Origin of the sequence: Leisingera aquaemixtae, assembly GCF_019801145.1 — a bacterium.
Taxonomy (GTDB): Bacteria; Pseudomonadota; Alphaproteobacteria; order Rhodobacterales; family Rhodobacteraceae; genus Leisingera; species Leisingera aquaemixtae_A.
The window spans coordinates 185,507-197,713 of the sequence record NZ_JAHVJQ010000002.1 but is presented as its reverse complement, the minus strand read 5'-3'; the positions used below and the strand labels follow the sequence as shown (position 1 = coordinate 197,713).

Below are 12,207 nucleotides of genomic sequence, written 5' to 3'. Positions count from 1 at the left end.
CCTTAGCGCGGCATCGGGTTCTGCGCCTTGTTGTAGGCGTGCCAATCGGTGATTTCGGGGTAGTACCGCTGCCGCCAGCGCCGCACCCGCGGGTTCATCACCCGCCGCCACAATGGCGGGATCATCGCGGCAATGGTCATCACCGGATAGCCGTAGGGCAGCTGCGGGGCGTCGGCCTCTGTATAGTTCTGCAGAAGCGGGAAGCGCCGGTTCGGCTTGTAGTGGTGGTCCGAATGGCGCTGCAGGTTGATCAGCAGCCAGTTCGATGCCTTGTGCGCCGCATTCCAGGAATGGCGCGGCTGGACCGGCTCGTATTTGCCCTCGCCCAGGTGTTTGCGGGTCAGCCCGTAGTGTTCGACGTAGTTGACCACTTCCAGCTGCCAGATGGCGGTGCCGGCCTGAACCAGGAACAGAAGGACGCCGGTCAGCCCGCCGAGCAGCAAGGCCAGCAGAAGCATCGCCGCCTGCAGCGCCCAGTAGCGGAAGAACGGGTTGGAGCGGTCGGTCCAGGGGCGGTCCTTCTTGGCAAGCTTCTCTTTTTCGGCACGGAAGGCGGAGTGCCAGCATTGTCGCAGCACCCGCGGATAGAAGCGGTGGAAACCCTCGTTGTAGCGCGCCGTGACCGGATCGCGGGGCGTTCCGACATAGCGGTGGTGCACCAGCAGGTGCTCTGACCGGAAATGCGAATAAAGCACCATTGCCAGCAGAATGTCGCCCAGCCAGCGTTCGACCCGGCTGGACTGGTGCATCAGCTCGTGGCTGTAGTTGATGCCGACGGCGCCGGTCACAACACCAACACCGAAAAAGGCCGCGAATTTCTCGAACGCGCTCAGATGTTCTGCGCTGCTGACATACCAGATCAGTCCGAACAAAGTGACGAACTGAAGCGGCACCCAGGCCGCAGTCAGCGCCTTGTACCATTTCAGGTCGCTGTCCGGTGTCTCCGGGTCGGCGTTTTCCAGGTTGAGGCCGAACATCCCGTCCAGCACCGCAAACAGGTGCCAGGTGACCAGCGGCGGCAGCAGCAGCGCCCAGCCGCCCTGCAGCGCAGCGACCCAGACCAGCGGCAAAAGCAGAAAGGACATCCAGAACGGCAGGGCGCTTTGCCAGCGGGCAAGGGTTTCGGAGGCAATCATGCCGGGTCTCCCAAATCAGTCAGCGCGCGTTTGAGCGAACCCTATGCCTTGGCTCCTGAAAACCCAATAGGGGCGCAAGGTAACCTAGCGGTCTTTGTACAGGCTGAAGGCTTTGCGCATCACCGTGGGCAGGCTGGAAGGGCGGAAATCTTGCTGCGGGACCAGCTCTTGGTCCGCATTCCGGTTGAACCCGCGGGGGAGCTCTGCGGTCATCACCTGCAGGATCAGGTGGAAATGGGTGAAAGTGTGCCGCACTTCGCCTGGCAACGCCTGCCAGTCAGCTTCAAAAGGCGGGGCAGGGACAGGGGCGCCGTTCCACTCCGAGCCGGGCCATCCGAGCATTCCGCCCAGCAGCCCCTTGTCCGGCCGCCGTTCCAGCAGCCAGATTCCATCGGCCGATTGCGCCAGATAGACAATGCCGTGCCGGGTGGGTTTGGGTTTCTTTGGCGTCTTCCTGGGCAGCTCGGCGGCGGTTCCTGCAGCCCGTGCCGCGCAAGGTTCGCGCCAGGGGCAGATGCCGCAGGCAGGGTTGCGGGGGGTGCAGATGGTGGCGCCAAGATCCATCACCGCCTGCGCGTAATCACCGGGCCGCTGATCCGGGGTCAGCGCTTCCGCACGGGTTTTCAGTACGGGCTTTGCACCGGGCAGTGGGTCGTGAATGTCATGCAGCCGCGCCATCACGCGCTCCACATTGCCATCTAGCACGGTCTCGGGGCGGTCAAAGGCGATCGAGGCGATGGCCGCGGCGGTATAGGGGCCGATGCCGGGCAGCTTGAGCAGGCCCTCGTAGCTGTCCGGGAAGCTGCCGCCGTGATCCTGCGCCACCGCGCGGGCGCATTTCAGCAGGTTGCGGGCGCGGGCGTAATAACCGAGGCCGGCCCATTCGCTCATCACATCTGCGTCTTCCGCGGCAGCCAGACCCAGAACCGATGGCCAGCGGCCGGTGAAGCGGAGGAAGTACTCGCGGACGGCGGCCACGGTTGTCTGCTGCAGCATCACCTCGCTAAGCCAGACCTTGTAAGGATCCGGGCGGACGCCTGCGGCACGGTCTGCCGGGCTGACACGCCAGGGCATCTCGCGGGCATGAACGTCATACCACGCAAGCAGGTCTTCGCCCATCGCAGCAAAATCGCTATTCAAGTCACGCATTCGTTATTCCCCGGCTTGCGGTTTGGCTGGCGCCTGCATTACCGCTCTTTACAATAGGGCGGGCAGTCGAGCAAAACCTAGATCATGGCATTCAGGCGCAGCACCACACGCGGGTTCTCCCGGACCTCCAAGCTCCTCAGCGAGCAGATCCGCAAAGCGGGGGAAAGCCGCGGATTCGCGGTGTCCCGGCTGCTCACCCATTGGGAGGAGATCGCTGGGCCGGATATCGCTGCCATGGCCCGTCCCGTGAACATCGGCTATGGGCGGGGCTCCTTTGGCGCCACGCTGACGGTTCTGACCACCGGGGCCAACGCGCCGATGCTGGAAATGCAAAAGGAACGCCTGCGCGAGCGGGTGAACGCGGTCTATGGCTTCAACGCCATCTCCAAGGTGCGGATCACGCAAACGGCACCGACGGGATTTTCCGACGGACGCGTGGAATTCAAATATGCCCCCAAGGTGCAAGCGCCGCTGCAGCCGGACCCGCAGGATGCGGCTGAGGCCAGCAAGGCAGCCGCCGGGGTGGAAAATGACGATTTGCGCGCCGCCCTGGAACGCCTGGGGCGCAATGTGCTGACAAAACAGAAAACGCAAGGAAAGGGGTTCAAATGACCCGTTTGATGTCTGGTGTCTTGGCCGCGGTTGCGGTGGTTGCGGGCGGTTATGCCCTGTCGGGTTTGGGCAGCCAGAGCAATCTGCCGGCAAACCCGCTGGTTGGCGCCGCTGTTGCGCAAGAAACCGAAGTGGACACTTCGACCATCACCGAGATGACCCTGGGGGCGGAGGACGCGCCGGTCACGCTGATCGAATACGCCTCTTACACCTGCCCGCACTGCGCGAACTTCCACAACAACACCTTCAAGCAGCTGAAGGCGGACTACATCGACACCGGAAAGGTTAAATTCACCTACCGGGAGGTCTATTTCGACCGTTACGGGCTGTGGGCCTCGATGATCGCGCGCTGCAGCGGGCCGGAGAAGTTTTTCGGCATTTCCGATCTGATCTACAAGGGGCAGTCGGAATGGGCGCGGGCCGGGGGCGCGTCGGAGATCATCGACGAGCTGCGCAAGATCGGCCGCCTGGCAGGGATTGAAAACGATCAGCTGGAAGCCTGCTTGCAGGATGGCGAAAAGGCGCAGACCCTGGTGGCCTGGTATCAGGAAAACGCGACTGAGCACGGGATCGAGTCGACGCCGTCCTTCATCCTGAATGGTGAGAAAATCTCGAACCAGTCCTACGAAGACTTCAAGAAGCTGATCGACGCAGAGCTGGAAGGCTGAGGGCGGCTGGCCGCAAGAATGAAAAGCCCGGGCGGCTGCCCGGGCTTTTTCTTTTGGGCGGCACGCGCCGCCGCATGGATTGCAACCGGGCAGCGCTCAGGGTGCTGGCGCCGCCTTTTGCAGCAGGGCCTTCAGGCCGTCGGCACCATCGATCTGCAATCGCACCGGCAGGGTGATCACCTTGGAGCGGAAGCTGTCTGGCAGGCGGACGGCGTCTTTTTCGGTTGTGACCAGCTGCGCGTTCAGCAGCTTGGACTCGTTTTCCAGCCGGTTCATCAGCGCCGGGGTCAGCGGCTGGTGGTCGTCCAGCGCCTCGGCCCGGGCTATTTCGGCACCGAGGCTGCGCAGGGTGCTGAAGAACTTCTGCGGGTGGCCGATGCCGGCAAAAGCCAGCACGCGGGTGCCGTTCCAGGGCATCCCGGTCTGCAACGGTTCCAGCGCGCCGGTGAAATGCGGCAGCCCCTGCAGATGGCTGCCCCAAGCGTCCGTGAATGTTTTTTGGGCGGGTTCCTGCCCCAGCGATAGCACCGCGCCGGCGCGTTTCAGCCCGGTGGCAACCGGTTCGCGCAACGGGCCGGCCGGCAGGCAGCGCCCATTGCCGAACCCGTGCTGCGCATCCACTACTACCAGCGACAGGTCCTTGGCCACGGATGGATTCTGAAAGCCGTCGTCCAGCACGATGACCGTCGCCCCGGCGTCAGCTGCAGCGCGGGCGCCCGCGGCGCGGTCCTTGGCAACCCAGACCTCTCCAAAGGCGGCCAGCAGCAGCGGCTCGTCCCCGGTCTGCGCGGCCTTGTGGCGGCCGGGGAACACCTGCACCGGCCCCTCCAGCGTGCCGCCGTAGCCGCGGGTGACGACATGCGGCTCGTGGCCGAGGCTGCGCAGAGTTTCCAGCAGCCAGATCACCGTGGGGGTCTTGCCGGTGCCGCCGGCGTTCAGATTGCCGACGCAGATCACCGGCACCCCGGCCGCTTGCGGGCTGCCCTTGGCCAGCCGGGACGCCGTGGCACGCGCATAGGCCCATCCCAGCGGTGCCAGCAAGGTTGACCGCAGATCAAATTGCTCCGGCGGCTTGTGCCAGAAATCAGGTGCCCGCATTGGTATCCTCGTGCTGGTCCAGCAGAGTCTGGACCTTGTCCATCAGCATGTCGGTTGTGGCTGCGCTTTCGGTCACGCTCTGCCAGCCGGCCAGCGCCATTTCGGCAGCCTTGTCCGGTGCGGAAACCGCGACGACGGCATCCGCCATTTCAGCCGGGGTCTGAACCTGCAGAGCGGCGCCGGATTTGGCCAGCCGGTCATAGAGGTCACGGTGCGCGTGGATACCAGGCCCGTGCAAGAGGGCAGAGCCCAAGGACGCGGCATCCAAGGGGGACTGGCCCTGTGCCGCGGGATCGAGGCTGCTAGCGATCAGGGCAACCGGAGACAGGCGGTACCAGAGTCCCAGGTCCTCGCCGCCGGTCAGCAGCACCTGGTTGAAGTCTTCCGGTTCGCCGCCGTCCTCCCAGTCGGCAAAGGACAGCCCGCTGTCCTGCAGCAGGCGGCGGGCGGCGGCCAAGTCGGCGGTGTCGTCCAGCGCGATCACCAGCAGCAGCCGGTGCAGCAGCCGCAAGGCGGTCCGGTGGGCTTCCAGCACCCGGGCAAGCTCCGCCAGTTTGACATGTGCTGCCAGCCAGACCGGGCGGCTGCCCAAGGTCTCCTGCATGGCGGCCAGCTCGTCGTCGTTGCAGCCCGGCGGAATGGCGGACACCCGCAGCTTGCCGGCCAGTTCCACCCGCTCTGCCGGGACGCCTGCCCGGATCAGCCGGTCTTGCACCGCCTTGGAGGGGGTCAGAATGCAGGTCAGCCCCTCCAGCAGCCGCCGCCGCTGATCTGGCAGCCAGCGGCTGGTGCGGTGCGGCATTTCGCTGTCCAGCAGATCCGCCAGCAGGATGCCGGTGCCGCGCTCGCGCAATTGCCGCAGCATCACCCGCCGTGCGGGCGTGCCGGTCCAGATGCAGGCGTCAGGCTGCCAGTGGGCCAGGAAATCCCGCGCCTCTGCCATCGTGTCCTCTGCCAGCGGGCCAACCGGAATATCGCAGCCAACGGTTCCCGTCAGGTGCAACTCAGGCTCCCAGCTGGCAAGCACCAGCAGATCCGGGCGCAGCGTTTTGAGCCGCCGGCCGACATCACAGAGCGCCAGATAGCGTTCGGGCGTTGTCGCGTGCACCCACAGCAGCTCCCCCTTGGGGCGGGGCTGCAGGCCGGCGGAGCGCCTGGAAGCTGTGGTTCGCAGTTGCATCTGGTTCGATTTTATTTTTCCGGCCCAAGGTATCTGCAACATGCGGGTTTGTCTGTGAAAAATTTGCTTCTGGCGATGGCTGGACTGCTGAGACCGCTTAAGGCCTGCCTGGTTCAAAGTCCAGCGATGCCGGGGCTGGATGGATCGAGTGCCGCCAGCAGCGCCTGATGCAGGGCGCGGCAGCCGGCGATCACCCCGTTCAGGCGCGGGTGCGGGTTGTTGAAACGCAAGGGGTGGCCTGCGCGGTCGCTGATCACACCGCCTGCCTCGCGCAGCAGCAGGTCGCCCGCGGCAATGTCCCACTCCCAGCTGGGGCGCAGAGTCAGCATGGCGCCGAACCGTCCATCGGCCACTTTGGCCAGCCGGTAGGCCAGCGAGGGCCGGTAGCTGCGGATGAACGCAGGCGGGGCGCCGCCCAGCCAGTGGTGCGCCTGCAAATTGGGCTTGGCTGCCAGGATTTCAGTGCTGGCAAGCTCAGTTGCGGAGGATACCTTGATCGGATTGCCGTTGCAGGCCGCACCCAGCCCCTTGGCCGCGGTGTACATAAGCTCCCGCTGGGGCAAATAGACCACCGCAGCTGTCACCTCTCCCTGTTCCGCAACAGCGATGGAATGCGCCCAGGTGCGGGAGCCTTCGGCAAAGCTGCGGGTGCCGTCGATCGGGTCGATGATGAACACCCGGTCGCGGGCCAGGCGGGCGGCGCTGTCCTCGGTCTCCTCCGACAGCCAGCCGTAGCCGGGCCGCGCTTGCTGCAGCATATCCTCCAACATGGCGTTGACGGCCAGATCAGCTTCGGTCACCGGGCCTGCGCCGCCGGGCTTGTCCCAGCGCCTGGCGTCGGGTCCAGTGTAGCGGCACGCGATGTCTCCAGCCTGTTCCGCCGCTTTTACAAGCAGGGAAAGGTCAGTTGCCGGCAAGGGTCATTCCTTCGACCAGCAGCGAGGGCACCACGCTGGAAAGATGCGTGCGCGCGTCATTGGCCGGAATGATCCGGCGCAGCATGCTGTGCAGGTTGCCGGCGATGGTGCATTCGTTGACCGGATAGGCAATCTCGCCGTTTTCCACCCAGAAACCCGAGGCGCCGCGGGAATAATCGCCGGTGTTCGGATTGATGGTGGAGCCGATCATCGAAGTGACCAGGAGGCCGGTGCCCATCTGTGCGATCAGGTCCTCGCGGCTGGCATCACCCTGGGTCAGCGCGATGTTCCAGGTCGAGGGGGAGGGCACCCCGCCGATGCCGCGGGCGGCGTTGCCGGTGCTTTCCAGCCCCAGCTTGCGGGCAGAAGCGAGGTCCAGCGTCCAGCCGGTCAGCACGCCTTTGTCCACCACGGTGCGTTTGCGGGTCGCCAGCCCCTCGCCGTCAAACGGGCGTGAGCCGGAAATGCGCGGGCGGTGCGGGTCCTCAACGACAGAGAGGGTTTCGGGCAGCACCTGCTGGCCCAGCGAATCCTTCAGCCAGGAGGAGCCGCGGGCGATTGCGGCGCCGTTGGCTGCCGACATCAGGTGGCCGATCAGCGAAGAGGAAATCCGCTCGTCGAACAGAACCGGGAAACTGCCGGTCTTGGGCTTGCGGGCGCCCAGCCGGGCCACGGCCCTCTCACCTGCGGTGCGGCCAATTTCCTCTGCACCGCGCAGGTCGGCCTGGAAGGTGCGGGAATCGCCGTCGTGGTCACGCTCCATTCCGGTGCCCGTGCCGGCGATTCCGGTGCAGGAAAGCGACCGGCCCGTGCGCTGGTAACCGCCGGAGAAACCGTTGGTCGCGGCCAGATGCACAGCATGGCGGCCATAGCCCGCCGCTGCGGATTGCACCTGGGTAATACCCTCAATCTCCTGGCAGGCGGCCTCGGCCGCCAGGGCATCCGCTTGCAGGGCTGCCGGCTCCGGTTCGCTGCTCGGGTCTTCCAGCTCCAGCGCGGCCAGATCCCAGTCCCGGGCCAGCTGAGACGGATCGGCCAAGCCGGCATAGGGGTCTTCCGGTGCTTCCCTTGCCATGGCAACGACGCGTTCGGCCATCGCTGCGATGGTTTCGGGCCGCATGTCGGAGGAGGAGACCAGCGCCTGGCGCTTGCCGACAAACACCCGCAGGCCGAGGTCGGTGCCTTCCGAGCGCTCTGCATGTTCCAGCTTGCCCTCGCGCACTTCAATGCTGAGAGAGCTGCCCTCGGCTGCCATGGCGTCGGCGGCATCCGCGCCGGCCTTGCGGGCGGCGTCAATCAGGGCGTGGCAAAGCGCTTCGGGAGACTGGGTCATGGGCACCTTCTGTTCTGCTCTTTAAAAGAGCTATCCAGAGAGACCGCGTGCCGCAAGTGCGGGCCGCAAAAAAGGGGCCGCGCCAGGCAGCCCCTTTGCAGGTCTTGTCCGGGCTTTGACGGTTACTTGATGCGCTGGCCGTTGGCGAGCACCTGGCCGTCCTCGGTGACTTCGATCTTCGAGGTCAGCGTGTCCTCGCCTTCGCCCGGGACCGCCAGCATGCCCATCATCATCCGCGCGCCCATGGCGTCGCTGTCGGACATCAGGCCCATGCCGATCAGCTTGTCGATCAGGGTGTTGGCGCCGGTCAGCTTGAAGTTGGCTTCGCCTGCGGGTGCCGGCATGCCGTCAAAGCTGGTCAGGTCTTCGTTGTTGAAGGTGAAATCGCCGGTGCCGGTCAGCTCGGCGCCTGCTGCGGAGACCTGCAGCTGCTTCACGGTCAGCGCATTCAGCTCACCCGGCTGCTCTTCGCCCTTTTCCACGGCTTCCATGGCTTCGGGGTCAAACAGGTCAAACAGCACCTTGCCTTTGCCAGCCAGGTCCAGAATGACGGTGGCTGGGTCATGCGGCAGCTGGCCGGTCGGGTCGATCATGCCCCACAGCATTTCCGGCACAGCAAACTCGCGCAGGGTGACGCCCAGGGCGAAATCCTGCTCTTCCTCGGATTTCGAAAGCGGCATCATCAGCTTGAAACCGGTTTCCGCCATGCTGAGCGCCAGCGGGAACGGGATCTCTGATCCCGTGATGTTCACATTGGTTCCGATCTGCGAAACGTCATAGGTCAGGTGCTCCTTGTCCATCGACACGGTAAAGGAGCCGCCCTGGGAGTTGCTTTCCATCGCAAAGGTTTCGCTACCGTCCACGCCGGAAACGGAGCCGTTGCCGCCTTCGAAGGTGAAGGTGCCGTCAAAACCGAACCCGGCTTCCAGAAGCGCTGCCATGTCGGTGCCCGGCGTGCCCTCGGGAACGGTGCCGGTGCCGGTGAAGGCCAGGCCCTGCAGCGCCCCCTTGAAGGAGCCCTTGCCCTCGCCTTCGGGGTCGTTGAAACCCATGTCATAGCTGAGGCTGGAGGCAGTCAGCGTCTGCTCATAGCTGCGAGCGCCGGCCACCTTCATGTTGCTCCTGGTGGCGACGTCGCTCATGACGAGCTGGGCTTTCGCGACATCCGCGGGCACGGCCTCGCCGTCCGCGGTCAGCTCCTCAAGCGTCAGGGCAACCTTGGAGGAGCTGTAGTCATAGCTCATGTTCTCGGCGTCGCCGGCCACCTTCATCGGGGTGCCATCGTGGGAATAGATCAGCTTGCCGGAAAAGGTTTCGCCGTCGCCGGAGAAATCAAATGTCATCGGGAATTCTGCAGGCAGCAGCACGTTGACGGTGCCATCGCCGTTTTCGACAAACTGGACTTCCGGAAAGCTCAGGGTGCCGGATCCGTCTTCTTCGGGGATTGGCATGACCATCGACACGTCGGATACCGTGAGAGTGCTGCCCGAAACAGTTTCGGTGCCGGATACCGTGTAGCCGGTGCCGGTCAGGTACGCCTTCCAGTCGGCCCAGACTTCCTGCGCGCTCAGATCGGCCAGGGCGCCCTGCGCGGAAACAACCAAAATTGCTGCTGCGGCACCGCCGCGCGCAAAAATAACGGACATTAGAGAACCTTTCTCTGTGAGATAATTGAAATCATCGTCGGCCCGGCAGGCAGCGCCGTCAAGGGGGCCTTGGGCTGGACCGTTCCCCCTAAGGGCTTTACCACATGGGTTATCAGTCACTTGGAGGGACGGCGGATGGATTTCAACGGAAAAACAATTGCAATTACAGGCGCTAGCCGCGGGATTGGTGCGGATGCGGCCCGCCTCTTTGCTGCCGCCGGGGCCAATCTGGCCTTGCTGGCAAGGAGCGGCGATGCCCTGAAGGCGCTGGCAGAGGAGATCGGCGGAAACGTGCTGGCCTTTGCCTGTGATGTGGCTGACTATGCTTCGGTGGAGGCGGCGCTGGCCAAGGCGCGCCAGCAATTCGGCAGCCTGGACGTCCTGATCAACAATGCCGGGGTGATCGAACCGATAGCCCGGCTGGAGGATGCATCGCCGGACGGCTGGGGCAAGCTGATCGACATCAACCTGAAAGGCGTTTTCAACGGCATGCGGGCTGCGCTGCCGCTGATGAAGCCATCGGGGGGCGGCACCATCATTACCGTCAGCTCCGGCGCGGCGCACCGGCCGCTGGAAGGGTGGAGTGCCTATTGTTCGTCGAAGGCAGGCGCGGCGATGCTGACTTCTGCGCTCGACCTGGAAGAACGCGGCAACGGCATCCGCGCCATGGGCCTGTCGCCAGGGACGGTTGCGACCCAGATGCAGCGCGAGATCAAGGCCAGCGGCATCAACCCGGTGAGCGAGCTGGACTGGGAAGACCATATTCCGGCCGAATGGCCGGCCCGGACGCTGATGTGGATGTGCACTGGCGACGCAGATGATTATGTAGGCCAAGAGGTTTCCCTGCGCGAGGACAGCATCCGCAAACGGGTGGGCCTGGTATGATCGGACTGGAAATCGCGGAAAACGGTCTGTGGACCGTCACCATCAACCGGCCGGACAAGGCGAATTCGCTGACAGAAGCAATGCTCACAGAGCTGGCGGAGATTGCCGAACGCGCGCAGGAGGCCCGCGGGCTGATCCTGACCGGAACCGGCAAGGTGTTCAGCGCCGGTGCCGATCTGGATGAGGCGCGGGCAGGCCTGGCGACCTCGCCGGTGTGGGAGCGGCTGTCGGCGGCAATGGCCGCTGTTCCCTGCCTCAAGGTGGCCGCGCTGAACGGCACCTTGGCGGGCGGCGCCAATGGCATGGTGCTGGCTTGCGATATCCGCATCGCGGTGCCATCGGCCAAATTCTTCTACCCGGTGATGAAGCTTGGTTATTTGCCGCAGCCTTCGGACGCGGGCCGGATGGCTGCTCTGATCGGGCCTGCCCGCACTAAGATGATCCTGGCGGCCGGGCAGAAGATCACCGCGCAGGAGGCATACGACTACGGCCTCGTGGACCGGATTGTGGAGCCTGAGGCCTTGCTGGACACGGCGGAGGATTTGCTGGCGCATTCGCTGGAGGCCAAACCGGAAATTGCCGCCGGCATCCTGAGGATGTGCCGGTGAAGCGGCTTTCAGGCCTTCGGCTACAGGTCGAAGACCCAAAGATGCTGGCGGGGTTTTACGCGGATGTGCTCGGCATGGAGGCACGGTCTGAGGGTGAAGCCTGGCGTGCCGGTTATGCCGGCGGGGATGCGGACCTGATCCTGCTGCCCGGCGGCAGCCGGGCGCCGCATTCACGCGATGAACGTTATTGGAAGATCGGCATTTGCCTGCCCGATCTGGACATCGCCTGTGAGCATTTGCGGCAGAAGGGCGTGGAGGTTTCTGCGCCGCACCAGTTCCGCGATATCGGCTATATGGCGCATCTGCACGATCCCGAAGGCTTTGCCATAGAGCTTTTGCAGCATGATTTCCTTGGCAACCGGCCAGACGGTGCCGGCGATCCTGCACTGCCGCTGGGCGGCGGCGCGCATGTCGGGCAGATCACGTTGCGGACCGGGGACATCGCGGCCGAGCTTGCCCTGCGTGCAGACATGAAGCTCTTGTCAGTTCAGGATGTGGCGGAGTTCGGGTTCGACCTGCATTTTCTTGGCTTTACAACGGAAACACCGCCGGATGCGGATTTGCAGTCGCTGGCGAACCGGGAATGGCTGTGGCGGCGGCCCTACACAACATTGGAGTTTCAGCACATTCCCGGGGCGCAGCTGCGTGACAGCCCGGCCTTTATAGGGCTTGAAATCAGTTAGCGCTTGCGCCGCTTGCCGGGCACGCGGGAGCGGAAATCCGGCGGACGTTTCTGAACCCAGGCGATGAACTTTGCCAGCCGCGGATGGGCTTGCAGCGCTTCCGGTGTGTTGAAGTCGCGGGCCAATTCCGCCTCTGTCAGCGTGGCGTGAATCTCGCGGTGGCAGATGTCATGCAGCAGAACGGTTGGTCCGCCCTTGCCTCCTTTCAGTTTTGGGATCAGATGGTGCAGGCTTTGCGGCGCACCCTTTGGGATAGGGCGGCCGCACAGCGGGCAGTTCGGATCAGACATGC

Annotated in this window: 13 protein-coding genes; 5 read left to right on the top strand and 8 right to left on the bottom strand. The window is 64.6% G+C overall.

Annotated features, from left to right (window positions below; all coding sequences use genetic code 11):
* Positions 1 to 2: 2 nt before the first annotated feature.
* Positions 3 to 1,136: an alkane 1-monooxygenase gene (locus KUW17_RS05460; protein WP_222476606.1), complete on the bottom strand. Its 1,134-nt coding sequence runs from the start codon at positions 1,134 to 1,136 to the stop codon at positions 3 to 5.
* A gap of 84 nt (positions 1,137 to 1,220) precedes the next feature.
* Positions 1,221 to 2,285, bottom strand: a complete 1,065-nt coding sequence (mutY, locus tag KUW17_RS05455) for an A/G-specific adenine glycosylase (protein WP_222476604.1) — start codon at positions 2,283 to 2,285, stop codon at positions 1,221 to 1,223.
* An 84-nt stretch (positions 2,286 to 2,369) separates the two neighbouring features.
* Between mutY and KUW17_RS05450 the strand changes: the two genes are divergently transcribed.
* Both KUW17_RS05450 and KUW17_RS05445 read left to right on the top strand, forming a co-directional pair.
* Positions 2,370 to 2,897 carry a DUF721 domain-containing protein gene (locus tag KUW17_RS05450; protein ID WP_222476602.1) on the top strand — a complete coding sequence of 176 codons (528 nt, stop codon included), beginning with the start codon at positions 2,370 to 2,372 and terminating at the stop codon, positions 2,895 to 2,897.
* A complete protein-coding gene (locus tag KUW17_RS05445; protein WP_222476601.1) occupies positions 2,894 to 3,565 on the top strand; it encodes a DsbA family protein in 672 nt (223 codons plus the stop codon). Before KUW17_RS05450 ends, KUW17_RS05445 begins: the two co-directional genes overlap by 4 nt.
* 96 nt (positions 3,566 to 3,661) lie before the next feature.
* Here the strand turns inward: KUW17_RS05445 and lpxK are convergent, their stop codons facing one another.
* The 5 genes from lpxK to KUW17_RS05420 form a co-directional block, all read right to left on the bottom strand.
* A complete protein-coding gene (gene lpxK, locus KUW17_RS05440) occupies positions 3,662 to 4,663 on the bottom strand; it encodes a tetraacyldisaccharide 4'-kinase (RefSeq protein ID WP_222476600.1) in 1,002 nt (333 codons plus the stop codon).
* On the bottom strand, positions 4,650 to 5,843 hold the full coding sequence (locus KUW17_RS05435; protein WP_222476597.1) for a 3-deoxy-D-manno-octulosonic acid transferase: 1,194 nt from the start codon (positions 5,841 to 5,843) through the stop codon (positions 4,650 to 4,652). Before KUW17_RS05435 ends, lpxK begins: the two co-directional genes overlap by 14 nt.
* A 113-nt stretch (positions 5,844 to 5,956) precedes the next feature.
* Complete coding sequence (locus KUW17_RS05430) at positions 5,957 to 6,760, bottom strand: 3'(2'),5'-bisphosphate nucleotidase CysQ (protein ID WP_222476593.1); 804 nt, start codon at positions 6,758 to 6,760, stop codon at positions 5,957 to 5,959.
* Complete coding sequence (locus tag KUW17_RS05425) at positions 6,747 to 8,093, bottom strand: TldD/PmbA family protein (protein WP_222476591.1); 1,347 nt, start codon at positions 8,091 to 8,093, stop codon at positions 6,747 to 6,749. Before KUW17_RS05425 ends, KUW17_RS05430 begins: the two co-directional genes overlap by 14 nt.
* A 122-nt stretch (positions 8,094 to 8,215) precedes the next feature.
* Positions 8,216 to 9,739, bottom strand: a complete 1,524-nt coding sequence (locus tag KUW17_RS05420; RefSeq protein ID WP_222476589.1) for a DUF2125 domain-containing protein — start codon at positions 9,737 to 9,739, stop codon at positions 8,216 to 8,218.
* 135 nt (positions 9,740 to 9,874) lie between these two features.
* Between KUW17_RS05420 and KUW17_RS05415 the strand changes: the two genes are divergently transcribed.
* Genes KUW17_RS05415 through KUW17_RS05405 form a run of 3 tightly spaced genes read left to right on the top strand, consistent with a single transcriptional unit; the run spans position 9,875 to position 11,915 of the window.
* Entirely contained in the window at positions 9,875 to 10,624 is a 750-nt protein-coding gene (locus tag KUW17_RS05415) for an SDR family oxidoreductase (RefSeq protein ID WP_222476588.1), read from the top strand.
* Positions 10,621 to 11,232, top strand: a complete 612-nt coding sequence (locus KUW17_RS05410; protein ID WP_222476587.1) for an enoyl-CoA hydratase/isomerase family protein — start codon at positions 10,621 to 10,623, stop codon at positions 11,230 to 11,232. Before KUW17_RS05415 ends, KUW17_RS05410 begins: the two co-directional genes overlap by 4 nt.
* Positions 11,229 to 11,915, top strand: coding sequence for a VOC family protein (locus KUW17_RS05405; RefSeq protein WP_315899382.1), 687 nt, complete (start codon positions 11,229 to 11,231; stop codon positions 11,913 to 11,915). Before KUW17_RS05410 ends, KUW17_RS05405 begins: the two co-directional genes overlap by 4 nt.
* On the opposite strand, the gene KUW17_RS05400 is transcribed toward KUW17_RS05405, so the two are convergent.
* Positions 11,912 to 12,205: an HNH endonuclease gene (locus tag KUW17_RS05400; RefSeq protein ID WP_222476576.1), complete on the bottom strand. Its 294-nt coding sequence runs from the start codon at positions 12,203 to 12,205 to the stop codon at positions 11,912 to 11,914. The genes KUW17_RS05405 and KUW17_RS05400 overlap by 4 nt on opposite strands.
* Positions 12,206 to 12,207: the final 2 nt, after the last annotated feature.